The organism is Marinobacter alkaliphilus, from assembly GCF_055394375.1.
In genome coordinates this window covers 1,693,692-1,718,228 of the sequence record NZ_AP043751.1, presented here as the reverse complement: position 1 = coordinate 1,718,228, position 24,537 = coordinate 1,693,692, and the positions used below count along the sequence as shown (strand labels likewise).

The following is a 24,537-nucleotide window of genomic DNA, read 5'->3' as shown; positions in this document are numbered from 1 at the left end:
CTCAGGCCGCTTGTTCTGCGGCCTTTTCCCGGGCTACGGCTGCCGGCGCTCCTAATGACAACAAAACCGCACCCACCGAACAGGCCAGCATACTCAGGGTAATAGGCAGCAGAGCCTCGCCACCATAGGCCGACGACAAGGCACTGATCGCACCGGCCAGAGTGAACTGGGACGCCCCCAGCATGGCCGCGGCCGTCCCCCCCATGTGGGGAAAGAATTCAAGGGCGTTGGCCATATTGTTCGGCACAATCCCACCCTGGCAACCTACCGCCGCGATAATAAATCCGGCTACCGCCCACAAGGGCCCATCCAGCAACACCACCGACACCAGACCCACCAGCATCACGAACTGGATGATGACCTGCACCCTTAACAGCACCACGGAAGAAAAGGTGCGCAGCAGAGGCCGGTTAATCAGGTTGAGCGCTGCCATCACTCCGATATTGGCGGCAAACAGAACGGAGAACGTGCTGTTCGACAGCCCGAACCACTCCTGATAGATAAACGAAGAATGGGTGATAAACAGCATCATGCTGCTGAAACACATCACCTGGATGCCGACAAAACGCATGGTCGTGCGATGCTTGAGCACCAGCACATAGTTGGTCACCAGGGTTTTGACCGGCGTGGTTGCCCGTGGCCGGGGTTTGAGCCGGGGAAACAAAGCCAGTTGCAGGACCACGGCCAGGAAGAACGCGTAGGCCGCCAGAAATACGTAGATCCAGTGCCAGTCACCCAGCGCAAGCATCAGGGCGCCAAGAGACGGAGCCGCCGCAGGGGCAATAAACATGATCAGCCCGATCAATCCAAACAGTCTGGCTGCTTCCTGGCCACCCACCTGATCTCTCACAATCGCGGGCACCGACACCGCACAGAATGCGCCGCCAATACCCTGGACCACCCGCCAGGCAATCATGCCGGACAGGTTATCCGCCAGCGCTATCATCAGGCTGGCCAGAGCAAACACCGCCAGCCCGATAAACAGGATGTTGCGGCGGCCATAACGGTCAGACAACGGCCCGCCCACCAGTTGGGCCATGCCCAGAGTTGCCACATAGGCGCTCAGCGTTAGGCCTACATCGGCATGGGGAATGGCAAAATCCCGGGCAATGGCCGGGAACGCGGGCAGGTAGGCATCCAGGGCCAGGGGCCCAAGTGCGACAGTCATACCAAGCAGAAGTGCAAGCTGAAAATGCGACAAGATCTACCTCCAGAGACAAGGTAGATAGCTAACAATATTTATGGCCGCCTGGCAATCAGCGCTTTCCGAAAGCCGCTTAATTCAGCACACACTCATGGCTATAGGTCTGGCTCAGTTCCCGGCGCCGCTGCCGCAGACTGTTGCCCCGATCGTTGCCGTAACCGGCGCGAAGTCTCGCCTGTAAACGGTCCAGTTGCTTGCGGTACTGCTCGCACTGCCGAGTACGGGCTTCCTCCGCCTGCTGAGATTTGGCGTAACGATTCTTGCTGTTAGGCGAGAGTAGCTGGTCCAGCTCTTTGCGGTTCCGGGTTACCCGGTCAGACTGCCGGATATTCTCTGCCATCGGCATGGTGGTGGTCGGCCGCACCTGCACCCGATGGTGCTCGTCCAGCATCGGCGGCGTATCGGAAAAGTGAATGGAGCCGTTGGCATCGGTCCAGCGATAGATTTCCGCCTGAGCCGGCAGCGAGAGGAAAAGACATAGGCAAAACGGCAGGGCCTTGATCCTTGGCATAGGTTCACATCCTGTGAAGTTGTTGGTGCTCGAGTGTGCCGGTGCCAGGCAGAAACCTGACACCGGGTCAGACTATAACCGATGACGAACGGTTTTGCAGGAACCGTGTCACCGGTCCAGCAGCTCGATCCAATGCTGAACGGGCACGTCTGAGCGGGACTCCAGATGCAGCTGGCAACCGATATTGGCGGTTACAATTCGTACTGGATCATCAATGGTCAACGCTTCCAGCTTGTTACTCAGCAGTTTCTGGCTCATCTCCGGCTGGGTGATCGAATAGGTTCCCGCCGAACCACAGCACAGGTGCTTGTCTTTCGTGGCGGCCAGGTCAATGCCGGCACGGGTCAGCACCTGCTCCACCACGCCGTTCTGCTTCATGGCGTGCTGCAGGGTACACGGGCAATGGAAGGCCACTTTTCCCGCCTGGGTACTGGCTTTCAGGGGCTCCAGATCCTCCTTCAGCATAAAGGCGCCCAGATCGGTGCACAGTTCGCTCACTTTCCGGGCCTTGTTGGCGTAGACCGGGTCGTCCCTGAGCAGATGGCCGTAATCCTGTACCATGGCTCCGCAGCCGGACGCTGTCATCACGATGGCTTCCGCCCCCGCCTCAATGGCCGGCCACCAGGCATCGATGTTTCGGCGCATCTGCTCCAGGCCACGCTCGTGCTCAGAGAGGTGGTAGTTTACCGCGCCACAACAACCAGCCTGGGGCGCTTCCACCAGCGTAATGCCGAGTTTATCCAGCACCCGGGCAGTGGCCGCATTGGTATTGGGTGCCGCCGAGGGCTGCACGCATCCGGCAAGCCCCAGCACAATGCGGTTGTGGCTTGAAGCTGGCCAGGGGCTGGCCTGCCGGCGCGGCGGCACCTTGGTGCGGAGCTTTTCCGGCAGCATCGGCCGGAATGCCTGCCCGGCCCTCAGCAGCAAGCCGAACAACCGGCGATGGGGTAACACCCGGGTGAGCGCCCAGCGCAGCCATTTTTCTTTCGGCTTGCGGGGCAGCTCCTCTTCCAGCAAGCCACGGCTGATATCCACCAGACGACCATACTGGACACCTGAGGGGCACGTCGTCTCGCAGCTGCGGCAAGTCAGGCAGCGGTCCAGGTGCTCCCGGGTCTTCTCTGTCACTTCCCCGCCTTCCAGAAACATCTTCATCAGATAGATCCGGCCACGGGGGCCGTCTCGCTCGTCGTTCAGTTCCTGATAGGTGGGGCAGGTTGCGGTGCAAAAACCGCAGTGCACACAGGCCCGGAGGATCTCTTCCGCCTCCTGGCCTTCGGATGTATTGGCAAATTGCTGAACCAGATTCGTTTGCATGATTACAACCAACTATAAAGGCGGCCGGGATTAAACAGGCCGTCGGGGTCAAACGAGTTTTTTACGCGGCGCTGGATGGTTTTCAGCGCTTCTGGTGGCGATTGCATCACCTCACCCTGGCGGTCGCCGCCGCGGAACAGGCTGACCTGGCCACCCGCTGACCGCGCCAGCTTTTCCATGTCGGCAAGCGAGGCGTCACCCCGATACCAGCGCTGGCCACCCACCCAGTCCATCAGCCAGGGGCCGGGCAGATCAGCGGCGGGCGCAGTTGATCCCACTGAAAAACGCCAGAGGGGTGCCTCGGCATCGGAGAAGAACCCATGCTGCATATCCCGGATCTGCTGCCAGAAGCGGTCACCGTCGTCCAATACATCGCCAGACCATTTGTCGGCGGTGGCCTCAACAGCCGAACGTGCGCCAGACAAACGCAGATACACCTTGCCATCCACCCAGCAGGCGCCGGTGATGGGCTTAGGCTCGCCGGCCCGGCGGTTCATGTAGTCGATCACCTCATCCATGGCCATATCCTGAACCAGGGTGACGGACGCCGCCGGTTTCGGCATCACTTTCAGGCTGATCTCGGTGATTAAGCCCAGGGTGCCCATTGCGCCAGCCTGCAACCGGGACACATCATAACCGGCCACGTTCTTCATCACCTGGCCACCAAAACGGAGGTGTTCACCCTTGCCGTTCAGCAGCCGAATGCCCAGCACCTGATCCCTCACCGATCCTGTCCAGGGGCGGGCGGGGCCAGACAGGTTACAGGCAAGCGTGCCGCCAATGGTGGATGACTCAGTGAAACGAGGCGGTTCAAAGTGCAGACATTGGCCTTCTGCCGCCAGCGCTTCTTCAATATCTTTAAGGGGTGTGCCGGCCCGCACCGTCAGCACCAGCTCAACCGGGTGATACTCCACAATGCCCGTGTGGCCGGCCAGGCTCAGGGTGTCGGCGTCTGCGCTTGGCTCACGGCCCATGAACGCCTTGCTGCCACCGCCAACAATATTCAGCTTGTTTCCGTTCTGCCGGGCCTGAAGCACCTGCTCCTGCAGTTGTTGAATCTGATCAGCCATGGCTGGCACCCGCCTGTTCGTGGTTGTGTTGCTTATGTTCGATAGAGCGATATTCCTGACAGAACCGCAGCGTCGGCACGCCCTTGCCGGGATTCAGGATGCCGGTGGGGTCGAAGGCGGCTTTTACATCGTGGAACTGCTGCAATTCTTCGTCGTTGAACTGCACGGCCATCTGGCGGATTTTCTCCACACCCACGCCATGTTCGCCGGTTATGCAGCCGCCCACTTCCACACACAGAGACAGGATGGCGCTGCCGAAAGCCTCGGCACTCTCGAACTCACCGGGCACATTGGCATCAAACAGAATCAACGGGTGCAGGTTGCCGTCGCCGGCGTGGAACACATTGGCCACCCGCAGGCCAAACCGCTCGGACATGCTCTCCATTTCCAGAAGCACCTTGGCCAGGTGTCGGCGCGGAATGGTGCCGTCCATGCAATAGTAGTCAGGTGAGATTCGACCAACCGCCGGGAATGCCGATTTACGGCCTTTCCACAACAGCGCACGCTCAGCCTCGCTGGAGGACGTGCGGATAGACGTGGCGCCCAGTTTCCGGAACACCGCTTCTGCCTCGGCAATGTGTTCGTGCACTTCTTCTTCGGTGCCATCCACCTCGCACAGCAGCAAGGCCTTGGCGTCTCTCGGGTAGCCCGCCTGGCAAAAATCATCAGCGGCAATAATGGCGTGGCCATCCATCATTTCCAGACCACCGGGAATGATGCCATGGGCGATGACACCACCGACCGCATCGCCAGCTTTCTCAACACTGTCGAAACCGGCCATGATCACCTGCGCCACTTCCGGCTTGGGTAACAGTTTGACCTTCACCTCCGTGACCACACCCAGAAGCCCTTCGGAGCCGGTCAGCAGTGCCAGCAAGTCCATACCACAGCTATCGAGCCCGTCGCTGCCCACTGTTACCTGGTCACCTTCGGCCGTGACGATTTCGACACTCAGCAGGTTATGGACGGTCAGCCCGTACTTCAGGCAGTGCACGCCGCCAGAGTTCTCCGCCACATTACCGCCAATGGTGCAGGCAATCTGGGATGACGGGTCCGGCCCATAATACAGGCCGAAATGGGCGGCCTCTTCGCTGATGGCCAGGTTCCGCACGCCCGGTTGCAGCCGGGCCGTCCGGGCCAGCGGGTCAATTTCCAGAATACGGTTAAACTTGGCCAGCGACAGCACCACGCCCTCTTTGTGGGGCATGGCCCCTGCGCACAAACCTGTACCGGCGCCGCGGGCCACCACGGGCACGCCCTGTTCGTGGCAAATTCGCATGACCCGCTGCACCTGCTGAACGGTCTCTGGCAGCACCACCAGCATGGGCATTTCCCGGTACATGGCCAGGCCATCGCACTCATAGGGTTTGAGGGTTTCGTCATCGGTAATGACAAACTCCGGGTCGATAAAGGCCCGGAACTGTTCAGCCAATTCCGTTTTAGTTAACCCCGATTTGGTGGCATGTGATGTGGTTGTCATAACGTTCTCTGATTGTTATTGGCGCTGTTGTTCAAAGTAGTCGATACCCGCCTGGGCACAATCCATGTCCTGTTGCGGGGTGCCTGAACTCAGACCAATCCCGCCAACCACCTCGCCATTCACCAGCACTGGCAAGCCCCCGCCCACCGTGCTTAAACGGCCACCCACTTCGGTATGAATACCGAAGGCCAGATTGCCCGGCACGTTGGCCGCGTTGTATTCGTGGGTGGCTTTGCGGGCGGCGGCGGCCGTAAAGGCTTTGTCCTGGGCGATAATGACACTGGTGGTTTTGCCACCGTCCATGCGTTCAAACGCCACCAGGTTGCCGGATTCGTCCACCACCGCTATACACATGGGAACACCGATGTCGCGGGCCTTTTCGCTAGCGCCTTTGATCAGGAGCCGGGCATCTTCAAGATCCAGGCGATGGATGGTTAACATGGCTTCAACCTCGCTGACGTACAGTTTCAGAATCTACAAACCTCAGAATACTCGCCATCAGCGCAGAGATCGTCTATCGTTTTAGCAACTGGTCCTACCAGTTTGTTAAATCCCGAAACATGGAATAATTCGTAACCTCCCGCCATTCATGAAGTTTGGCGGTACAGGCAGCCTCAGCAAAAACGGATCCGTACAACCCGAAACTGGTCAGACCAGCAATAAGATCATGGGCATATCCAAAGAAATTTCCTACAAGCTTGAGCACCTGATTCTGGAAGGCGGCCTGGCGCCAGGGCAGAGGATCCCGTCGGAACGGCAGCTCTCAACCAAACTTGGGGTATCCCGATCGGTGGTGCGCGAGGCACTGCATGAGCTGCAGGCCCGGGGCGTCATTGAAACCCGCCACGGAAAGGGCTCGTTTGTTGCCAGCATCGTGCCGGAGTCCGGCGCACAGGGCGCGAACAGCCCGTTGATGTACCTCTATCAGGGCCATACCCGCACCCTCTATGACCTGCTGGAAGTGCGGGAGCAACTGGAAGGCCAGGCCGCTTTTCTGGCGGCACAGCGGGCCACCAATCTGGACCGGCACCGGCTTACCCGGGCGTTCCGCGCGCTGGAAAGCACAGACCCGCTGAGCAACGCCCGACCGGACCACGGCTTTCACCATGCTATTGTGGAGGCCTCCCACAACCCGATCCTGGTGCACATCCTGAGCGGCTTGAAAAACATGATGCTGCTGACCGTTCAGGCCTCGGTTTCTAACCTGAACCCGAAAGAAGACATGCGCCGGAAAATCATGGGCCAGCACCGGCAGCTCTACGAGGCCATCATGGCCGGTAAACCTGACCAGGCACGCAAAGTGGCCACCGCCCACGTTCGTTTTGTGCGGCAAACCATGAAAGAAATGGAGAAAGAAGGCGATGAATTGCTGCGCATCCCCGCCCCGGAAGATCTCGCCGATCTGCTGAACGATTCAGGCTCACCGTGAGGTGTAAAATTGTTTGCATTGATCATTGATTAGGCCAGAATGACCTACAGGCAAGTGCTTCGATTTTCACCAAAATCCAACAAAGCGGTATTGATTTCCACGGCAACAGTCCGTAAAACATGCGCCTTTGTATGACAGCCCCAGGAGTCACCCCATGGCGGAATCAGCGCCTCTGATTTGCAGGGACATCCACAAGACCTTTGACAAACTCGAAGTCCTCAAGGGCATTTCTCTGGAAACCCGCAAAGGCGACGTGGTCTCGCTGATCGGCAGTTCCGGCTCCGGCAAGAGTACCTTTCTGCGTTGCATCAACCTGCTCGAAACCCCGACATCCGGCGACATTATCGTGCACGGTGACCCAATCCGGTTCAAAAACAACCGCAAGGGCGAGCGAATTCCGGCAGACAATCGCCAGGTGGAGCTGATCCGGGCGCGGCTGTCCATGGTTTTCCAAAGCTTCAACCTGTGGTCCCACATGACGGTGCTGGAAAACATCATTGAAGCGCCGATCAACGTCCTCAAAATCCCGAAAAAAGAGGCCATTGAGCGGGCTGAGGCCTACCTTAATAAGGTGGGCATCTACGAACGCAAGGATTACTACCCGGCCCAGATGTCTGGCGGCCAGCAGCAGCGTGCAGCCATCGCCCGCGCCCTGGCTATGGAGCCGGAGGTCATGCTGTTTGATGAGCCCACGTCTGCTCTCGATCCGGAGTTGGTGGGTGAGGTTTTGAAGGTTATGCAGAGTCTGGCCGAGGAAGGCCGTACCATGATTGTGGTCACCCACGAGATGGCGTTTGCAAGGGATGTGTCCACTCAGGTCCTGTTCTTGCATCAGGGCGTGATTGAGGAGCAGGGTTCACCGGACAAGGTCTTTGACCACCCGGAATCCGAACGCATGAAGCAATTTCTTGCTCCCAAGTTCTGAACTCCGGTGCTATCTTGAAACCGGAAACGGAATAGAAACTTCCATAAAGAATAAAGCCATAACGGCAACTTACTGGAGAAGTGACACATGAAAAAACTGATTGTTGCAGCAAGCTGTGCCCTGGCCATGATCGCCGGCACTGCCCAGGCTCAGGACCGGAACCTGCGCATCGCATTCGATATCCCCTACGAGCCGTTCGAATACCGCGACGAGAACGGCGAGCTGACCGGTTTCGAAGTGGAACTGGCTACCGCCATGTGTGAAGAACTGAACGCCAACTGTGAGTTCGTCATCCAGGCGTGGGACGGCATGATCCCGGGCCTGCTGGCTCGCAAGTTCGACCTGATCATGTCATCCATGTCAATCACCCCTGAACGCGCCGAGCGTGTGCTGTTCTCCGAGCCGTACTACATCACTCCGGGCGGCTGGTTCGGCCCTGACTCCTTCAACACCGACGTAACCGACATGGACGCCATGAAGGGCAAAAACATCGGTGTGCAGCGTGGCACCACCATGGACACCTACGTAACCGAGAACATGGGCGGCGTGGTTTCCATCAAGCGTTACACCACCGCTGAAGACATGGTTCTGGACCTGGAAGGCAATCGTCTGGACGCGGTCTTTGTTGATTACCCGGTGGGTGAGCAGACCATCCTTAACCGCGAAGGTTACAAGGAAGTCGGCGAGTCAGTAAAACTCGGTGACGGTGTGGGCGTTGCCATGCGCAAGCGCGATACCCAACTGGCCGAAGACATCAACGCCGCGCTCAAGAAGCTGAAAGAAGATGGTACTTATGATGCCATCATGGAGAAGTACTTCAGCTACGACATCAAGATTTAACAAGACCCCGGGAGCAGCCTGCTGGCTGCTCCCCGCTTTCCGGAACTTCCCATGCTTGATCTGAAAGGCTACGGCCCGGCCCTCGCAGAGGGGGCGGTGGTCACCATTGAGCTGGCCTTCCTCTCGCTCGCTCTCGCCCTCACCCTGGGGTTGCTTGGCGCCTCGGCCAAACTCTCTGGCAACCGGGTACTGACCGGCGTGGCAACCGCTTACACCACCCTGATTCGCGGCGTGCCCGATCTGGTGATGATGCTGTTGTTCTACTACGGCGGCCAGGTGGCGGTGAACGCGCTATCCGATTATTTATGGGAAACCCGGCAAATCGACTTTTTCTTCCAGTTCGATCCGTTCATCTCTGGCGTGGTGACCATCGGGCTGATCTTTGGTGCCTATATGACGGAAACCTTCCGGGGCGCTTTTCTGGCGGTGGATACCGGCCAGATCGAGGCCGCCAAGGCCTACGGCTTTTCCCGCTGGCACACCTTCCGCCGGGTGATGATTCCGCAGATGCTGCGCCATGCCCTGCCTGGCATCGGCAATAACTGGCAGGTGCTGCTGAAGACCACCGCTCTGGTGTCGATCATCGGCCTGACCGATATGGTGCGGGTGGCGGAAGAAGCCGCCAAGGCCGAGCGTATGCCGTTCCACTTCTTTATCCCGGTGGCGGCGGTTTATCTGGCACTGACGGCTGGCTCTGAGTTGTTCATCAAGTGGCTCGACAAGCGGGCCAATGTCGGCGTGGTTCGGGGGAATTGAGGATGCCTGATTTCATTGCCGAATGGTTGAACACGAACGATATCTTCAATGCCATGACCATGATGGAATACTGGGATGGCATGGTGACCACCGTGCAGCTGGTGTTTCTGTCGCTGGTGATTGGCCTGGTGGTTGCGGTTCCCCTGGCGATTCTGCGTACGGTTCGCAATCCGTTTGTGTCTGGCCCAATCTGGCTGTACACCTACCTGTTCCGGGGCACGCCGCTGCTGATTCAGCTATACATTATCTATTACGGCGTCGCGCAGATTCCGGGCATTCATGAGACGTTCTGGTGGACGATTTTCCGGGAGCCTTTCTACCCAGCCCTGTTGGCCTTTACGCTGAATACGGCGGCCTATACCACGGAGATTATCCGAGGAGCGATTGTGGCGACGCCCAATGGCGAGATTGAGGCGGCCAAGGCCTATGGCATGAACTGGCTGTTGCGGATGCGGCGGATTATTCTGCCCAATGCGGCGCGGCGGGCGGTGCAGGCTTACTCGAATGAGGTGATTTTTATGCTTCATGCGAGTGCGATTGCCAGTGTGGTGACCATTGTGGATTTGACGGGGGCGGCGCGGAATATTTATTCGCGGTTTTATGCTCCTTTTGAGGCGTTTATTTTTGTGGCGCTGTTGTATATGGCGCTGACGTTTATGCTGGTGTTTGCTTTCCGCAAACTCGAGAACTATCTGTTGCGGCATCAGCGGCCGGCTAACTCCTGAACCCTGGCTCTTGGTGCAGGGCCAGCTGGCTGCGTTTATTCTAAAGATTGGTGCCAGGCCAGCTGGCAGGATCTGCTTTCCGGGAAACGCTACGAGCACATCCATGTGCGCTTCTTTCAGGCCGTCCCTGGCCTTCAAGATTCCCGGAAAGCAGACCCTGCCATCTGTCCCCGAACTCTGAGAGGGCTTTCGCAAAGCTCTTTTCTAAGGGGAATCTATGAACGTTTCGAACCACCTCTTTGACTTCCACCCCGACTGGCTGGCCCATACCCTTGCCAGTGCATCCTATGATCTACCCGAAACCAAACACCAACTCCCTGACGGCACGCAGGTTTCCCGTAAGGCCAATGGTGTGTTGTGGCTCACACCGCCAGCGGGGCGGGAGAACCCCAACCAGGAGGCGTTGATTGTCTCGGCCGGGGTGCACGGTAATGAGACGGCGCCGATTGAGGTGTTGAACGGTTTGGTGTCGGAGTTGATGGCTGGGCAGTGGCAGTTGGCTTGTCCGGCGTTGTTGATGTTGGGGAATCCGGTGGCGATGGTGGCCGGGGAGCGGTTTGTGGATGTGAACATGAACCGGCTGTTCAACGGGGCCCACGGCAGGCCGGAGTACAAAGGCCTGCCGGAGGCGGCTCGGGCTCGGTTTCTGGAGGAGATGTGTCGGCAGTTTGCGATGGCGCATCAGGGGCTGGCGTTGAGTCACTACGATTTGCACACGGCGATCCGACCGTCGAAGCGGGAGCGGTTTGCGCTGTATCCGTTTGTTGAGGGTCGGTCGGTACCAAGGGCGCAATGTGAGTTTTTGATGGAGGCGGAGGTGGAAACGCTTTTGTTACAGCACCGGGAGTCGACGGTGTTTTCGTCGTTCACTGCCAGCCTGCTGAACGCGGAGAGTTTTACCGTTGAACTGGGCAAGGTGGAGCCGTTTGGCAAGAATGATTTGCGGCGGTTCAGGGGAATTGAGCGGGCGCTTCGGCGGCGGTTTAGTGGCCAGCCGGCGCCTGCGGTTCAGCCGCCATTTGATCATCTGACAGTGTTCGAGGTGGTGCACGAGATCCTGAATACCGGGCCAGCTTTCCGGTTTCATGTGCCGGATGATGTGGCGAATTTTACCGAATACCAGCCGGGCACGGTGATCTGGGAAGACGACGAAACCCGTTATCAGGTGGGTACGGCGCCGGAGGCCATTGTGTTTCCGAACCGGGCAGTGCCGGTTGGCCAGCGGGTGGGTTTGATGATCCGGGCCAAGGGCAGTTTCGGGGCCGGGTAGTTCGCCACCCGGCCCCGGTCAGGCTCAGGCCGGGGCGTTTTCCGGTTCGGCCACTGGCAGTTTGATCAGCTTGGTGCACACCGAGGGGATCACCAGCAGGGTCAGTACCGTTGAGGCCAGCAGGCCGGAAATGATGGCCCAGGCCATGGGCGGCCACAGGGTGGAACTGGAGAACGCCAGGGGCAGCAAGCCGGCAACCGTGGTGGCCGTGGTCAGCAGGATAGGCCGGGTTCGTCGTTCCACGGCGGTACGAACCGCATCGCGGATGGCCCGGCCCCGCTCCAGTTCCCGGTCCATCACATCCAGCAGCACGATGGCGTTGTTCACCACAATACCAACCAGCGCAATCACCCCCAGCAGCGACTGAAACCCGAACGGCGAGCCGGACAACACAAGCCCGGGGAATATTCCCACCGTCGCCAGCGGCACGGTCAGCAGGATAACACCCACCCGGCGGAACGAGTTGAACTGCAACAGCAGAAAGAACAACAGCAACAACATGCCGATCGGCGCGGCTTTCAAAAGCGCTGTGTTCGCATCGTTGGAGCCTTCGGCATCGCCCCCCATTTCCAGCCGGGTGCCGGCGGGCAACGGCTGCTGCTCCAGAGCGGCATTCAAGCCATCCAGCGCCTGGCTAAAGCTGTAGCCGTCTTCCAGGTTAGCCGTCACGGTGTTCACCCGAACACCATTGCGCAGGTATCTGGCAGCCGGCTCCCAGGTGGTTTCCACGGTGGCGACAGCGGATAACGGTACGGCATCGCCCCGGTCGTTGTAGGTGTTGACGGACAACAGCCGGGACAGCGACAGGGAGGTACCCTCGCGGGAACGCAGGACCATGGGAATCGGGTCGTCTTCCTGGCGATAGCGTTCGGCCACCGCACCGAAACTCTGGCCGTAGAGGCTCTGGGCGACATCCGCCCGGCTCAGGCCATAACGGGCGGCAGTGGCGTCGTCCACGTTGATGGCGATGCTGGGCACACCGATATCCAGGTCGTTACGCACGTCCACGGTACCTTCAATACGCCTCAGCGCGGAGAACACCTGCTCCGTCGCCCGGGTGCGGGTGGCGTCGTCGGCATGGTAAACCCGGACTTCCACCGGTGCGGTCCGGGGCGGCCCCTGGCCGAGGATGCCCGCAGAGATATCCACCTCTGGCATGGACACCGCTACTTCATTCCTGACCCAATGGATCAGATCGGTGGTATTGGCAAGGGTGGGTGTGCGCACCACCAGGCGGGCCCGATTAGGGGACTGGGGCGAGCGCTGGAGGTTGTAGTAGAAAGCCGGGCCAGCGAAGCCGACAAAGCGATGAACTTCCAAGGTTTCTGGCTGGGTGCGAATAGCCCGCTCCAGGCGTTCGGCGACTTCCGCCGTGCGGGCCTGGTCGGTGCCCTCCGGCATGTACAGCTCCACGATCACCCGGGGCCGGTCCGCATTGGGGAAGAACTGTTGCGCCATGAACGGGGTCATGGAAAGACTGATGGTCACCAGCCCTGCGCCGAGGATAATCAGGCGACCGGGATACCGGAACACCAGCCCGCCCAGAAAGCGCGCCAACCCGATCAGGCGATCGCCCTGCACGTTTCTTCGGGGTTTGAGGAAACGGGCCGCCAGCAGTGGCACCGCCGAAATGGCCAGAAGGTAGCTGACCGACAGGGTAAGCATGATCATCACCGGCACACCCCGTGTGAAGTCTGCCGCGCCACCCTTGGCCATCAGCAGCGGTGCAAAAGCCGCCAGTGTGGTACCCGTGGACGCACCCAGCGGGCCCGCCAATTCGCTCACCGCTTGTTTCAGGGCATCAAGGCGCCGCATGCCTTCGTCCAGGTGCCCCTGAATGTTTTCGACAATAACAATCGCGTTGTCGATCAGGATGCCCAGGGAAATCACCATCCCGATCACCGCAATCTGGTGCAGCACTCCACCGCCCAGGTCATACAGGCCCACGCTGATCAGCGCCACCATCGGCAGTATCGAGGCCACCAAAAGGCCCATGCGGATGCCCATACCAGTGAAGACCACAGCAACGATGATGAGCACCGACAACACCAGGCTCCAGGCCAGGTTCACCAGGCGTTCGGCGACCTTGTCTGGCTGGAAGAACATCTCCCGGATTTCATAGGGTTCGAAATCACTCCGCACCTGCTCCACCCGCTCGCGGATGCGCTCGCCAAAGCGAATCGCGTCGGTACTGCCCTCTTCCATGATGATGGACAGCAGCACCACTCGCTCACCATCAAACCAGGTTTCCGGTTGCCGGGGTTCCGCCGGGCCCCGCCACACCTCGGCAGCGGCGGCCAGAGGCACCTGGGAGCCGTCCGGCAGTTCGATAGGGGTAGCGCGAATATCATCAATGTCCGCAAACTCGGTATTCGGCAGCACAGACAGCCGCTTGCCGTCCACCACCACAAAGCCGCCGGGTATGGTCTGGTTACGCTGCGCCAGGGTATCCAGCACCCGTTTCGGAGAAATGCCCAGGCGGAACAGTGCGGCGTCGTCCAGGGCCAGGGTGATCTGTTCGTCGGCATCCCCCTCAAGCTCAATGCGGGAAATGCCGGGAATATCCGACAGGTTCTGTTTCAGGCGTTCGGCCACTTTCGAAAGTTCGGTTACCGAGGGCGAGCCACCCACGGCAATCACCACGGCGGGAATATCAATCAGCCGATCATCCAGGGTCATCTGGCCAACATCGTCCGGAAAGTCCTGCCGGGCCCGCTCCATGGCCTGGCGTACCCGATCCCAGGCGGGGTCGGTATCGTAAATATGGTCCCGGAGTTTGAGGCGGGAAAGCGCCACGCCGGTGCGAGCGGTACCGAAGCTGAAATCCAGCTCTTCCACCTGGCGCAGTTCATCGGTCAATGGCCGCAATACCAGGCGCTCAACCGCCTCGGCACTGGCACCGGGGTAGCTGACCGTAATCATGCCGGCACGATAGGGAAACGAGGGGTCTTCCTGCCGGGGCATGGTGCTGTAGGCCGCGATGCCCAGCAGGCACAGCATGGTCACCACCATGCCCAGCAGGCGTTGATAGTTCAGCAGTTGGCGGGCCATCAGCGGATCTCCACCCGGTCACCGTCTACCAGCCGGGTGGTGCCGGCGTAAACTACCTGGTCACCCGCCTGCAATTCGCCCGGGTGCACCATCACCCGCTCACCAATCACTCGGTCGATTTTAACCGGCACCTGCCGCGCAATGGCGTCATCCACCCGGAACACGCTGGTGCCCGAGTCATTTCGCACCACCGCCAGCAAAGGCACCGTTATGGCAGAGGCCCGCACCGGTGTGATACCCACCTCGACCGGTTCGCCGGAACCCAGGGACTGGGGAGGCAGGCTCACCAATACCGGGTGCAGCTCACCCCGAATGGAACTGCCCTGGGCAATCTCGATCACGGTACCGGTTTCTGCGTCCCGGTTGCGATCCTGCACAGACCAGACCGGCAACTCCTGCCCTACCCTGACATGGCTGAGCAGATGGGCGGGCACACGCACTTCTACTTCCCGCCCCAGCGGCGACGACAATCGAATCACCGGCTGGCCAGCAGACACAAATTCATCACGCTCTACCAGCAGGGCTTCCACCTGACCGGCAAACGGCGCTTTCAATACGCTTTCTTCCAGCAAGCGGGTGGCTTCCGCCAGGGATGCTTCTGCCGTGGCCATACTGGCTCTCAGGGAATCCCGACGGGCGGCGATCTGTTCCAGGTTCTGTTCCGACACCACGCCACGCTGGTGCAGCCGGCTGGAACGCTCCCATTCCCTCTGGGCCTGATCAAACTGGGTTTTCAGCTCATCCAACCTTGCAGCGGCGGAATCACGAGCCGGTTCCAGGGCGGGATTGTAGAGGCGCGCCAGGACATCCCCCGGCTTCACATTCTGCCCCAGCTCTACCGGGCGTTCCCTGAGGGTACCGCTGAGCTGAAACGTGAGGGTGGCGCGCTGGGCAGCCCGGACAATACCAGAGAACCGGAGGGGGATTTCTTCCACCTGCCCGCCGGTGACCTCCGCCACCCGCACAGACACCGCGGCCTCCGGCGAGGCATCGGCCGTGCCACCTCGGCAACCCGAAAGAACCAGAACCACCAGCGCCAGGCTGGCAAAGGACAATGGCGCACCGCGCTTAATGAGAGACATGATGTTCAGCCCCTTTCCCTGAAAAGATTGATTGTTGGTTCCCATTCCTTCGGAAACCGCCGGTTGTTTTCCGACATCATGTCATTCTTTGACAAATTGTCAATAATCGGTTTCCATTCACTTTCAGGTATCATGCAGCCATCGCACAGGAAGCCGGGAACACCATGAACGAACCCCTGAAGTCACGACGGGAACGGGAAAAACAGGCAAGGTACGACGCCATTCTGAATGCCGCTGAGCTGGTGTTCTCCGAGAAGGGTTATGAACGCACCTCCATGGACGACATCGCGCGCACGGCAAGCCTGAGCCGGGCACTGCTGTACGTCTATTTCAAGGACAAGGCGGCCATTCAGCGCGGGATCATGCTGCGGGCAGGGCAAAGCCTGGTGACGCGTTTCGAGAACGCGCTTGGTTCAGCCGAGACAGGTCTGGCGCAGATCCGCGCCATGGGGGAAGCCTACTATCGCTTTTACCTGGAGGAACCGGATTATTTCTCTGCGCTCACCACGGCGTCTACCGCCATCGCCGACGCCGACGAAGAACAGACCCGGGAAATGCTCTGCTCCAAGAACGAGCTGATGCAGTTAATGACCGCCGCTATTCACACTGGCCTGGAAGACGGCACCATGAGCCGGGAGCGCATCAGCTCCCCCGGCCAAACGGCGCTGTACCTGCGGGGCGCCCTGCACGGCGTCATCATGCTGTGCCAATCAGAAGCCACTCAGGCCGGCAGCTTTCCCGCCGATGCCCTGATTCGCCACACCATGGATATGCTGACCCGCTCCATCGCCAGCCAGTAGCGCCGCTCGCTACAACTGGAAATCGTAAATAGAACCCAGCCCCAGAATACCGGTGAGTTCGTCCAGGGCCTTGCGGACTTCCTCCAGCAGCATCGGGTCTGCCAGGTCCTGTTGGTCGAGCTCACTCCGGTAATGGGCGTTCACCCAGGTTACCAGGCGGTCGTAGAGTGCATCGGTCAGAATCACGCCCCGGTTGATGGCGTGTAGCTCCTCATCGTTCAACACCACCCGCAAACGCAGGCAGGCGGGCCCACCTCCGTTTCTCATGGACTGCTTCACATCGAACACTTCGACGCTAGTGATGGGGCTATCGCCTTTGACCAGCTGATCCAGGTAACGGCTTACGGATGGCACTTCCCGGCACTCACCGGGCACCGCCAGCAACATGCCGTCCGGGGTATTCAGTATTTGGCTGTTGAACAGGTACGAGGCTACCGCGTCTTCGATGGGCACCTCATTGGCAGACACCCGAACGGCCTCAAGCGCAGCCCCAGTCAGCCGTTCGCTCAGTTCCGCCAGCACCCGGTCTTCCTCCAGAAACGCCAGTTCGTGGTAGAACAGGCAGTTGCCGTTGCCCACCGCAATCACATCGTTGTGGAACACGCCGGCATCAATGGCGGCAGGGTTCTGCTGTGCAAACACCGCGTGGCGGTCGCTCAGCCCATGCAGCCGGGCGATGGCCCTGGAGGCTTCCAGGGTTTGCCGGGCCGGGTATTTGACCGGCGCCGGGGCCTGCTCGTTGAAGGCTATCTGGCCATACACAAACAGTTCCACACCGGGTTCACCATAACGGCTGCACAACCGGGTATGGTTGGCCGCGCCCTCATCCCCGAAGTGGCTAACCGAGGGCAAGGCCGGATGGTGGGCAAAGTAGCTTTCGTCCGTAAAAATGGCTTTCAGGGCGCGGCCGGTCACCCGGTGCTCGATGGACCGGTGAAACTTGGCGGAGAGATTCGCCGGAGTGAAATGTACCCGATGGTCTTTGGTATCGGCACTGGGGGACACCGTCGCCGCATTGGCGGTCCACATGGCAGATGCGGACGACACCGCGGCCAGAATGGAGGGGTCTGTACTCGCGGCCTGCTCCAGCACCTGCCGGTCATTACCGGTAAACCCGAGGGCGCGCAGTGTTGGCAGGTGTGGCCGCTCATGGGGCGGCAAGACGCCCTGAACGTAGCCCCGGTCAGCCAACTGCTTCATCTTGGCCAACCCTTGCAAGGCGGCCTCTCTGGGATTGGCCACCGAGTTCACGTTGGATTTCGACGCCACATTCCCCCAGGACAACCCTGCGTAGTTATGGGTGGGGCCCACCAGCCCGTCAAAATTCGCTTCAACCGCGTGTTTCACCATAGCAGGCTTCCTGTCAGTCAAATGTCAGGCCGGGCGCCAGGGTATCTGGCATTTCACTCTTGCCAGCCTCCAGCGAGGCCATGGGCCAGGCGCAGTAGTCCGCCGCGTAATAGGCACTGGCGCGATGGTTGCCGCTGGCTCCCACACCACCAAACGGTGCCGCACTGCTGGCACCGGTAAGAGGCCTGTTCCAGTTCACAATGCCGGCGCGCACTTCTTCCACCAGCCGGTTATACAGCTTGCGGTCGTCACTCAAAATGCCCGCCGACAGCCCGAAACGGGTGTTGTTGGCCAGTTCCAGGGCATCGTCAAAACTCTTGTAGCGGTAAACGGTCAATAGCGGGCCAAAGAATTCCTGATCTTTCAGCTCCACCTCCGTGGCATCGACAATGCCCGGTGACAACAAGCCTGTGCCCGGCTTGAGCTGTTTCATCTCCAACAGGGAACGGGCGCCTTTCTCCAGCATATCGGCCTGGGCCTGCAGCAGCATCTCAGCCGCCTGTGCAGAGATGACCGAGCCCATGAACGGCTGGGGCTCCGCATCAAAATCGCCCACCTGAATACGGGAGGCAACGTCTACAAGCCGGGCCAGGAACTCATCCCCTTTCTTGCCTTTGGGAACCAGCAGCCGGCGTGCACAGGTGCAGCGCTGGCCGGCCGACAAAAACGCAGACTGGATGGTGTGATGTACTGCACCGTCTACATCCGCCACGTTCTGAACGATCAACGGATTGTTCCCGCCCATTTCCAGCGCCAGGATTTTCTCCGGCTGGCCGCCAAACTGTTCGTGCAACAGATGACCAACATTGGAACTGCCGGTGAAGAACAGACCGTCGATCATCGGGTGGCGGGCCAGGCATATGCCGGTATCAGCGCCGCCCTGGACCAGGTTGATCACACCATCCGGCAGGCCCGCCTTTTCCCAGAAACGCACGGTCATTTCGGCAACGCCCGGTGTCAGCTCACTGGGTTTGAACACCACGGTGTTGCCCGCCAGCAGGGCCGGCACAATATGGCCGTTCGGCAAATGGCCAGGAAAGTTGTAAGGGCCGAACACCGCCACCACGCCATGGGGCCGATGCCGCAGCACCGCATGTCCTCCGGCCACATCCGACTCTGAGTGCCCGGTACGTTCGTTGTACGCCCTGATGGAAATGGGCACCTTGCCGATCATGGCCGCCACCTCGGTGCGGGATTCCCACAGCGGCTTGCCGGTCTCCAGGCCAATCTGGTGGGCCAGGGCCTCTTTGTTGGCCTCCAGCTGCTGGGCAAACGCCTCCACCACCGCCTGGCGCTCGGCAAAACTCTTCCGCCGCCAGGGTGCAAATGCAGCCCGAGCCTCGCGAACGGCGGCGTCCACATCTTCGAGGTTAGCGCCGTTGCCGTCCCAGACAGTCTCACCCGTGACCGGCTGTAACGATTCAAATGGCTGCCCGTGGCCCTGAATCCACAGCCCGTCTATAAAAAGATTGCCTGACAGGTTTGCCATTGTTCCTCACCTCCAATTAGGGAATTTGTCAGCGGCTTCAGCGCTAATCCTGACCATGCCGGTTACGATAATGGCGCACCCGGTCGAGAACTTTTTCGTCCTCGCTTTCCTGCCCCTTGAGTGTATGAATGGGTGACAAAGCGCTTTCCTTCAAGGGCGCAAGGCGAACCGGATCGCCGGACTCGATCAGCAGTGCTTTCGCTACATCGCGGGGAATACTCACGGTATCCGGCCCGATACATGCCATGGGCAAGGTGGTTACCCTGAAGTCCCGAAACGCTCGGTTTGAAATCATCACTCGCTGTTCCGGCGGCACATTCAGATTGATCGACTTATTGACGACCATGGCGTGGCGATTGATGGATTCCCGAACCGTTCGGATGTTGTTCACGAACGCCTCCACCGCCGGCCCGCCATCAAAGATGTCAACCATGCCGTTAAAGTTGAAGCCCTCTGCCTGCAACATTTTCAATGCCGGCCGGGTATTATCATGCACCATGCCGATGACCGACCGGGCCTCTTCCGGCAGCATCGGCAGGTAGATCGGGTACTTGGGCATCAGCTCGGCAATAAAGGACTTATTGCCAAGGCCCGAGAGCATGTCCGCCTGGCTGAATTCCATGTCGAAGAACTTGCTGCCAAGGGCATCCCACAGCGGGCTCCGGCCCTCTTTGTCAGACACGCCTCGCATTTCGGCAAAGACCTTTTCCGAGAAGTGCTTGCGGAAGTCATCAAGGAACATGAACCGGCAGCGGGATAACAGTAAACCATTACCACCGCCTTGATAGTTGCCATCCAATAACAGCGAACAGATTTCGGTGGTGTCCGTCATATCGTTGGACAGGTGCAAGGTGGGGGTGCGTACATGCACGCCCAGCTCCCGCGAGGCATTCACCGTAACGCTCAGCCGGTAATTGTAGAACACCTCTTCCAGCCCCACGCAGGCTTCGATGCCGCTGATGCCAACCGTTTTTCGGCTTTGGGTCTCTTCCAGGGCAAACAGGTACAGCCCGGCCTCCGGGGCACAGCGCTGGTTGAAGGATTCCCGGGTACGCTCGATCTTGCGTTGCAGCAGTTCCCGGTCTGCCGGCAGGGTGGTCAGCCCTTTGCCGGCGTTCTGGGCCATGCCATAAAGATCATCAAGATCGTTTTCCTGCAACGGGCGAATCAAAAGCATGTTACGCCCTCCCCTGAGCTGGATTGATCATAATGGCGAGATCCTTACCCGGTCGCCGGCGCTCCGGTCCAATGCATGCCAGGTGCTGACCGGTACCTTTACGTCGTCCGCCAGGGTCTCAGACACCTGAGTCAGCAGGCAGCGGAAGTCTTGCCCTTCTCCCGCCGAGATCAGGCAGGTTTCCCCATCGAGACCCTCGCTACCGTGAAGCGTTTTCGGTTGGCTGGTCACAACGGTTTTAAGTGTGTCGGTTCGGGCTTCCAGCACCGGGCCGCCATCGAAGATATCCACGTAGCAACCGGGCAGGAAACCTTCCCGTTGCAACAGGTCGAAATTGGGCCGGGTAAGCGGGTGCGGCTCACCCAATGCCTCTTGCGCGGCTTCGCTGAGTAAGGTCACGTATATTGGGTTCGGGGGCATGAGTTCGGCAATGAAGGTTTTGCTAAGCTGGCCGGAGTGCTGGTCGGCGGTTTCGAAATCCATGTTAAAAAAGTGGCGACCAAGGCTGTCCCAGAAGGGCACTTCGCCGCTCTCATGCTGTATGCCCTGGATTTCCACTACGGTGCGATTGGTGAACCATTCCCGGTGGCTGGCGATGAACATCATGCGGGCGCGGGAAAGCAGCTCAAAGGCCGGGGTGTTTCGCAGTTCCGGTTTGAGGGTGAAGGCGCACAGCAGGGTAAGGTCGGTGAGGGCATGGCTGGGGTACAGCACTTCGACACGCCGGGAGACGTTGAGTTCGTGGGAGGCGTGGATAAGGTAATCGCGGCGGTAGTTGTAGAACGGTTGGCCGTTGCCTGCCCGGGTGTCTATGCCGGCGGTGCCGACGAGTTGGCCGGTGTCTGTGTCTTCCAGTACGAAGAGCAGGCGGCGCGGGGTGCTGGTGTCGGTTTTGTTGGCGAAGCTGGCCTGGGACTGTTGGAGTTTTTTGGTCAGGGCGGCTTGGGTATTGGGCAGGGTGGACGACAGCCGGCCGCTCTGGGCGTTGGTCAGGGCCAGAATCTGTTGCAGGTCATCCAGTTTGGCTGGTCTGACTCGCCACATGGTCATTACTCCCGGGGTCTGATCGCGACTTTTGATTTGCCGGCCGGGGGCGAGCTATTCACTCCTTCCGGGAAACGCTACGAGCACATCCCTGTGCGCTTCGTTCCGGCCATCCATGGCCTCCAAGATTCCCGGAAGGAGTGAATAGCCCGCCCCCTACTTCGGGCTATGCCGTCCTGTTACGCCGTCAGTTTTTTCACGGCCGCCTCAAAACGCTCCAGCGCTTCATCAATATCCGATTCCGGAATAATTAGTGAAGGCGCCAAACGCACCACGTTCGCGCCGGCGACCAATACCATCACGCCCTCATCCAGGCCAGCGTTGAGAAAGTCTTTGGCTTTGCCCTGCCACTTCTCGGTCAATACACACCCCAAGAGTAGACCAGCGCCGCGTACTTCGGAAAACACGCCGTAGCGTTCGCCGATGTCCATCATGCCTTTGCGAAGTTTGTCGGAACGGGCTTTGACGCCTTTGAGGATTTCCGGCTGGCTGACGGTGTCGATGACTTTCTGGGCGACGGCGCAGGCCAGGGCGTTGCCGCCGTAGGTGCTGCCGTGGGTGCCTACGCCGAGGCTTTTGGCGGCTTCGGCGGTGGTGAGCATGGCGGCTACCGGGAAGCCACCGCCCAGGCCCTTGGCGCTGGTGAGGATGTCGGGCACTACGTTGTACATTTCGTAGGCGTAGAGGTGGCCGGTTCTGCCGACGCCGCTTTGTACTTCGTCAAACACCAGCAGGGCGTTGTTGTCGTCGCAGAGCTGGCGAAGGCCTTTGAGGAATTCAGGGTCTGCAGGCATGACGCCGCCTTCGCCCTGGATGGGTTCGACGACGATGGCGCAGGTTTTTTCTTTGAAGACCAGCGCTTTCACCGAATCCAGGTTGTTGAATTCGGCGTGGTGGATACCTCCCGGGGCCGGTTCGAAGCCTTCCAGGTATTTCGGCTGGCCACCGACGCTGACGGTGAACAGGGTGCGGCCGTGGAAGGAGTTGGTGAAGGAGATGATTTCGTTTTTCTCCGGGCCGTAGTGTTCCCAGGCGTAGCGACGGGCCAGTTTGAAGGCGGCTTCGTTGGCTTCGGCGCCGGAGTTGGCGAAGAACACCCGTTCTGCGAAGGTCTGGTCGCACAGGGTTTTGGCCAGGCGCAACGCGGGTTCGTTGGTCATGACGTTGGACAGGTGCCAGATTTTTTCGGCCTGTTCTTGCAACACGCCCACGAGGCCCGGGTGGCAATGGCCGAGGCTGGTGACGGCAATGCCGCCCTGCAGGTCCACAAACTCTCGCCCTTCCTGGTCCCACACGCGGGAGCCCTCGCCTCGTACCGGGATGATGTTACCGGGGGCGTAGTTGGGCACCATTACTTCATCAAACAGTTCGCGGGAGACAGGTTCTCTGTTCATGGATCTCTCTCAGTGACTCATTGCTAAGTGACAGGGTGAATGCCCCCATAATACGCCACTCACGGCATAAGAACAGCCGGTTGCGTCAAAGGTGGTAGTTCGATGATTCGATACGGCTTTTTGTCACGGCCCAGCAGGGCTTTGACCAGCAGTTTGTAGGAGTCGAGATCAAAGGTGACGGGGTCAGACCCCGGTTCAAAGTCGTTCAGTTCCTCCTCGCTGTGCAGAGTGGCGATATGCACCCAGTTGTACACAACCAGAATATCGGTGCGGTCGGTGTCGAGGTTCTCTTCCACCAGGGCGACGGGCCCGGGCCAGGGCCAGGTTTTCAGGCGCAGGTTGTGGAAGGCGATCTGCATTCTCAGGTTGTAGCGGGTGGTGTCTTCCGCGCCTTCACAGGCGCCTTTGCATCGCCCAAGGCTGCGTTGGAAGCATGGACCTGCACCAGCAGGTTCCAACCCGAGCAGTTTGCCGCACAGGTCGTTCTTGCCAGCGATGCCGCGGATGGCGCCCAGCGCATCGCGTTTGCTGCGGAACAAGCCGAAGTAATCACCGAGCTGGTCCGGCACCACTTTTCGCGCCAGTTCCGCCTGCAGATAACCCTCGCCGTTGGTTCTCAGTGCAATACTGACCAGGTTCTTGGCGGCTCGGGAGCGGCGGTTATAGAGTGGGTTCAGGCTTTTGATCTGCTTCAGCTCCAGCAGCAGGGCACCCAGCTCGCCCGCGGTTTCGGTGAACTCTACCCGGCGCAGGCTTTCGGACATGCGCAATCCCCGGGGAGACTGGTGATCACTGGCGAAATGCGACGCCACCCGCTGGGCAATGTTGGTGCTTTTGCCCACGTACAGCAGCACATCGTTGTCACCGTAGAACCGGTAAACACCCGGCCCCTGCGGCAACTCCGCGAAGATCTCTGGCGGCACGTTAGAGGGCGTGCTCTGGCGCTGCAGCAGCCGCTGGATAGCCTGGTTCACTGCCTCGGCGTTATGTTCAACCAGAGTATGCTCAAAGAACGCCAGCATGGCGGAAACATCGCCCATGGCCCGGTGGCGCTCTACCTGCGGCAGACTATGGCGGGCAATCAGGGCATCCATATTGTGGCGGCTGTGTTCCGGGTAAAGCGCACGGGACAGCCTGACCGTGCACAATACCCGGGCACTGAACGCCCGCCCCAGTTTTCGGAATTCAGATTTGATAAAGCCGTAATCGAAGCGGGCGTTATGGGCCACGAAGATCACGCCAGCCAACTGCTGTTCCAGCTCATCGGCAATGTCTGAGAATCGAGGAGCATCGGCCACCAGCTCGTTGCTGATACCGGTCAGGCGTTCGATAAAACCCGAGATCCGCATTTCAGGGTTCAACAGGGTTTGCCATTCCCCCACCACCTCACCGGCCCGCCAGAACCGGATGCCAATTTCGGTGATCCTGTCCCGCTGCGGATTGCCGCCGGTGGTTTCAATATCAAGGAAAGCAAATGTTTCGTTACTGAGAAGCGCAGGTTTCTTTGTCATCTGGAGTATTACGACCATTTGGCAGGGCCGGATGCCAGCATTGCCGCACCATCGAGCTATAGACATTCGTCTAAATAACCACCAATTATGTTTGAATTGTCACAGATTCGTA

The 24,537-nt window shown here is 59.6% G+C and carries 21 protein-coding genes; 7 read left to right on the top strand and 14 right to left on the bottom strand.

The window, feature by feature from the left end; translation table 11 throughout:
- Nucleotide 1 precedes the first annotated feature (1 nt).
- From ACZ5Q2_RS07705 to ACZ5Q2_RS07680, 6 genes are all read right to left on the bottom strand, one after another.
- Nucleotides 2–1,201 (bottom strand): multidrug effflux MFS transporter, encoded by a 1,200-nt coding sequence (locus ACZ5Q2_RS07705; RefSeq protein ID WP_432210282.1) that lies wholly within the window; start codon nt 1,199–1,201, stop codon nt 2–4.
- A 76-nt stretch (nt 1,202–1,277) separates the two neighbouring features.
- Nucleotides 1,278–1,715: a DUF4124 domain-containing protein gene (locus ACZ5Q2_RS07700; RefSeq protein ID WP_208622803.1), complete on the bottom strand. Its 438-nt coding sequence runs from the start codon at nt 1,713–1,715 to the stop codon at nt 1,278–1,280.
- 108 nt (nt 1,716–1,823) lie between these two features.
- On the bottom strand, nt 1,824–3,032 hold the full coding sequence (gene glcF, locus ACZ5Q2_RS07695) for a glycolate oxidase subunit GlcF (RefSeq protein ID WP_286251827.1): 1,209 nt from the start codon (nt 3,030–3,032) through the stop codon (nt 1,824–1,826).
- A gap of 2 nt (nt 3,033–3,034) precedes the next feature.
- Entirely contained in the window at nt 3,035–4,102 is a 1,068-nt protein-coding gene (gene glcE / locus ACZ5Q2_RS07690; RefSeq protein ID WP_286251829.1) for a glycolate oxidase subunit GlcE, read from the bottom strand.
- The gene (locus ACZ5Q2_RS07685) at nt 4,095–5,582 is read right to left on the bottom strand and encodes an FAD-linked oxidase C-terminal domain-containing protein (RefSeq protein WP_432210283.1); all 1,488 of its coding nucleotides are present in this window, start codon (nt 5,580–5,582) and stop codon (nt 4,095–4,097) included. Before ACZ5Q2_RS07685 ends, glcE begins: the two co-directional genes overlap by 8 nt.
- Nucleotides 5,583–5,597: 15 nt before the next feature.
- On the bottom strand, nt 5,598–6,023 hold the full coding sequence (locus tag ACZ5Q2_RS07680) for a GlcG/HbpS family heme-binding protein (protein ID WP_058090460.1): 426 nt from the start codon (nt 6,021–6,023) through the stop codon (nt 5,598–5,600).
- A 226-nt stretch (nt 6,024–6,249) separates the two neighbouring features.
- On the opposite strand from ACZ5Q2_RS07680, the gene ACZ5Q2_RS07675 reads away from it, so the two are divergent.
- From ACZ5Q2_RS07675 to ACZ5Q2_RS07650, 6 genes are all read left to right on the top strand, one after another.
- A complete protein-coding gene (locus tag ACZ5Q2_RS07675; RefSeq protein ID WP_432210284.1) occupies nt 6,250–7,011 on the top strand; it encodes an FCD domain-containing protein in 762 nt (253 codons plus the stop codon).
- Nucleotides 7,012–7,165: 154 nt separating this feature from the next.
- On the top strand, nt 7,166–7,936 hold the full coding sequence (locus ACZ5Q2_RS07670) for an ABC transporter ATP-binding protein (protein WP_061330594.1): 771 nt from the start codon (nt 7,166–7,168) through the stop codon (nt 7,934–7,936).
- Between the two features lie 87 nt (nt 7,937–8,023).
- Entirely contained in the window at nt 8,024–8,776 is a 753-nt protein-coding gene (locus ACZ5Q2_RS07665) for a transporter substrate-binding domain-containing protein (protein WP_138435733.1), read from the top strand.
- A 51-nt stretch (nt 8,777–8,827) separates the two neighbouring features.
- Nucleotides 8,828–9,532: an ABC transporter permease gene (locus tag ACZ5Q2_RS07660; RefSeq protein WP_072676328.1), complete on the top strand. Its 705-nt coding sequence runs from the start codon at nt 8,828–8,830 to the stop codon at nt 9,530–9,532.
- A 2-nt stretch (nt 9,533–9,534) separates the two neighbouring features.
- Nucleotides 9,535–10,257 (top strand): ABC transporter permease, encoded by a 723-nt coding sequence (locus ACZ5Q2_RS07655; protein ID WP_374786884.1) that lies wholly within the window; start codon nt 9,535–9,537, stop codon nt 10,255–10,257.
- Nucleotides 10,258–10,474: 217 nt separating this feature from the next.
- Nucleotides 10,475–11,527 carry a succinylglutamate desuccinylase gene (locus tag ACZ5Q2_RS07650; RefSeq protein WP_374786885.1) on the top strand — a complete coding sequence of 351 codons (1,053 nt, stop codon included), beginning with the start codon at nt 10,475–10,477 and terminating at the stop codon, nt 11,525–11,527.
- Nucleotides 11,528–11,551: 24 nt separating this feature from the next.
- Here the strand turns inward: ACZ5Q2_RS07650 and ACZ5Q2_RS07645 are convergent, their stop codons facing one another.
- Both ACZ5Q2_RS07645 and ACZ5Q2_RS07640 read right to left on the bottom strand, forming a co-directional pair.
- Entirely contained in the window at nt 11,552–14,578 is a 3,027-nt protein-coding gene (locus ACZ5Q2_RS07645; RefSeq protein WP_432210285.1) for an efflux RND transporter permease subunit, read from the bottom strand.
- Nucleotides 14,578–15,660, bottom strand: coding sequence for an efflux RND transporter periplasmic adaptor subunit (locus tag ACZ5Q2_RS07640; protein WP_432210286.1), 1,083 nt, complete (start codon nt 15,658–15,660; stop codon nt 14,578–14,580). The genes ACZ5Q2_RS07645 and ACZ5Q2_RS07640 overlap by 1 nt, the downstream gene beginning before the upstream one ends.
- A 164-nt stretch (nt 15,661–15,824) precedes the next feature.
- Here ACZ5Q2_RS07640 and ACZ5Q2_RS07635 point away from each other — a divergent pair, with 164 nt between their 5' ends.
- On the top strand, nt 15,825–16,460 hold the full coding sequence (locus tag ACZ5Q2_RS07635; protein ID WP_374786888.1) for a TetR/AcrR family transcriptional regulator: 636 nt from the start codon (nt 15,825–15,827) through the stop codon (nt 16,458–16,460).
- Between the two features lie 9 nt (nt 16,461–16,469).
- On the opposite strand, the gene astB is transcribed toward ACZ5Q2_RS07635, so the two are convergent.
- The 6 genes from astB to ACZ5Q2_RS07605 all read right to left on the bottom strand — a co-directional run bounded on the left by astB (nt 16,470) and on the right by ACZ5Q2_RS07605 (nt 24,425).
- On the bottom strand, nt 16,470–17,810 hold the full coding sequence (gene astB / locus ACZ5Q2_RS07630) for an N-succinylarginine dihydrolase (protein ID WP_374786889.1): 1,341 nt from the start codon (nt 17,808–17,810) through the stop codon (nt 16,470–16,472).
- 13 nt (nt 17,811–17,823) lie between these two features.
- Complete coding sequence (astD, locus tag ACZ5Q2_RS07625; protein WP_061330601.1) at nt 17,824–19,299, bottom strand: succinylglutamate-semialdehyde dehydrogenase; 1,476 nt, start codon at nt 19,297–19,299, stop codon at nt 17,824–17,826.
- 43 nt (nt 19,300–19,342) lie between these two features.
- The gene (astA, locus tag ACZ5Q2_RS07620) at nt 19,343–20,476 is read right to left on the bottom strand and encodes an arginine N-succinyltransferase (protein WP_432210287.1); all 1,134 of its coding nucleotides are present in this window, start codon (nt 20,474–20,476) and stop codon (nt 19,343–19,345) included.
- A 27-nt stretch (nt 20,477–20,503) separates the two neighbouring features.
- Nucleotides 20,504–21,520 (bottom strand): arginine N-succinyltransferase, encoded by a 1,017-nt coding sequence (locus ACZ5Q2_RS07615; protein ID WP_061330602.1) that lies wholly within the window; start codon nt 21,518–21,520, stop codon nt 20,504–20,506.
- Nucleotides 21,521–21,699: 179 nt separating this feature from the next.
- Complete coding sequence (locus ACZ5Q2_RS07610) at nt 21,700–22,914, bottom strand: aspartate aminotransferase family protein (protein WP_374813686.1); 1,215 nt, start codon at nt 22,912–22,914, stop codon at nt 21,700–21,702.
- A 59-nt stretch (nt 22,915–22,973) separates the two neighbouring features.
- Nucleotides 22,974–24,425 (bottom strand): exonuclease domain-containing protein, encoded by a 1,452-nt coding sequence (locus ACZ5Q2_RS07605; protein WP_432210288.1) that lies wholly within the window; start codon nt 24,423–24,425, stop codon nt 22,974–22,976.
- Nucleotides 24,426–24,537 lie beyond the last annotated feature (112 nt).

Coding starts and splice junctions, on each gene's coding strand:
- ACZ5Q2_RS07615 (WP_061330602.1), bottom strand. CDS start 21,520: ATGTGGCGAGTCAGACCAGCCAAACTGGATGACCTGCAACAGATTCTG.
- ACZ5Q2_RS07650 (WP_374786885.1), top strand. CDS start 10,475: ATGAACGTTTCGAACCACCTCTTTGACTTCCACCCCGACTGGCTGGCC.
- astD (WP_061330601.1), bottom strand. CDS start 19,299: ATGGCAAACCTGTCAGGCAATCTTTTTATAGACGGGCTGTGGATTCAG.
- ACZ5Q2_RS07660 (WP_072676328.1), top strand. CDS start 8,828: ATGCTTGATCTGAAAGGCTACGGCCCGGCCCTCGCAGAGGGGGCGGTG.
- ACZ5Q2_RS07670 (WP_061330594.1), top strand. CDS start 7,166: ATGGCGGAATCAGCGCCTCTGATTTGCAGGGACATCCACAAGACCTTT.
- glcE (WP_286251829.1), bottom strand. CDS start 4,102: ATGGCTGATCAGATTCAACAACTGCAGGAGCAGGTGCTTCAGGCCCGG.
- astA (WP_432210287.1), bottom strand. CDS start 20,476: ATGCTTTTGATTCGCCCGTTGCAGGAAAACGATCTTGATGATCTTTAT.
- ACZ5Q2_RS07665 (WP_138435733.1), top strand. CDS start 8,024: ATGAAAAAACTGATTGTTGCAGCAAGCTGTGCCCTGGCCATGATCGCC.
- glcF (WP_286251827.1), bottom strand. CDS start 3,032: ATGCAAACGAATCTGGTTCAGCAATTTGCCAATACATCCGAAGGCCAG.
- ACZ5Q2_RS07685 (WP_432210283.1), bottom strand. CDS start 5,582: ATGACAACCACATCACATGCCACCAAATCGGGGTTAACTAAAACGGAA.
- ACZ5Q2_RS07655 (WP_374786884.1), top strand. CDS start 9,535: ATGCCTGATTTCATTGCCGAATGGTTGAACACGAACGATATCTTCAAT.
- ACZ5Q2_RS07605 (WP_432210288.1), bottom strand. CDS start 24,425: ATGACAAAGAAACCTGCGCTTCTCAGTAACGAAACATTTGCTTTCCTT.
- astB (WP_374786889.1), bottom strand. CDS start 17,810: ATGGTGAAACACGCGGTTGAAGCGAATTTTGACGGGCTGGTGGGCCCC.
- ACZ5Q2_RS07635 (WP_374786888.1), top strand. CDS start 15,825: ATGAACGAACCCCTGAAGTCACGACGGGAACGGGAAAAACAGGCAAGG.
- ACZ5Q2_RS07610 (WP_374813686.1), bottom strand. CDS start 22,914: ATGAACAGAGAACCTGTCTCCCGCGAACTGTTTGATGAAGTAATGGTG.
- ACZ5Q2_RS07645 (WP_432210285.1), bottom strand. CDS start 14,578: ATGGCCCGCCAACTGCTGAACTATCAACGCCTGCTGGGCATGGTGGTG.
- ACZ5Q2_RS07675 (WP_432210284.1), top strand. CDS start 6,250: ATGGGCATATCCAAAGAAATTTCCTACAAGCTTGAGCACCTGATTCTG.
- ACZ5Q2_RS07700 (WP_208622803.1), bottom strand. CDS start 1,715: ATGCCAAGGATCAAGGCCCTGCCGTTTTGCCTATGTCTTTTCCTCTCG.
- ACZ5Q2_RS07640 (WP_432210286.1), bottom strand. CDS start 15,660: ATGTCTCTCATTAAGCGCGGTGCGCCATTGTCCTTTGCCAGCCTGGCG.
- ACZ5Q2_RS07680 (WP_058090460.1), bottom strand. CDS start 6,023: ATGTTAACCATCCATCGCCTGGATCTTGAAGATGCCCGGCTCCTGATC.